This window comes from Pseudomonas nicosulfuronedens (genome assembly GCF_005877905.1).
GTDB classification, from domain to species: Bacteria; Pseudomonadota; Gammaproteobacteria; order Pseudomonadales; family Pseudomonadaceae; genus Pseudomonas; species Pseudomonas nicosulfuronedens.
The window spans coordinates 1-593 of the sequence record NZ_SWDV01000137.1 but is presented as its reverse complement, the minus strand read 5'-3'; the positions used below and the strand labels follow the sequence as shown (position 1 = coordinate 593).

The 593-nt window shown below is 49.6% G+C and carries 1 pseudogene; it reads right to left on the bottom strand.

Features of this window, described 5'->3' with window-relative positions:
- Positions 1–131: 131 nt before the first annotated feature.
- Positions 132–593: pseudogene (locus FAS41_RS31000) on the bottom strand (hypothetical protein); the annotation flags it as partial.

Here is a 593-nt window from a genome sequence, read left to right as displayed (position 1 = left end):
ACCAATTGCCATTACCGCGATTCCTTTCTCACTTCCTAAAAAAATGATCTAACCGCCGGCGTTAAAAAATCGTCAAATACTTGTCGGCTTATTTTCTGCAACATTTACGTTCGAAATAGCATGTAACCTAACTAATGCAGAAGAGCACCCTCCCCTCCCCTGCTCTGGAGCGACTGCGCGATCGAAATGATGACTTCATCGAGACCATCTATTTCGGCAATTCCCCCACTTATGGTGGGCCTATTTTCGAGCTTATCCGACGGAAGTGTCATCACGAATCGGTCCGGTGATGGCAATTGGTGGAGTTTGGAGTTCAGCTTCTCGGGATTGATGCTTTTTTCGATTGTGAGTTCCAATTTCTCACCGGCGACCTTCAGCTTCCCAATACCCTGAATGGTCTGGATCTGGGGGCTACGTCGTGGTGAGTGGTTGGATTCGGGCCGCGCCAGGAAGCGCAGAGCGGCTTCTTGAGTCATGCCCTCCTCTGCCATTTTCGTAACCACATCTCCGAGCTTTTCAGGATCTTGCTCACCGTAGGCGACGAACTTTGGTGCGTAGTTAAGCGTAATTAGCCACGGCTTCTCATCGAGAAT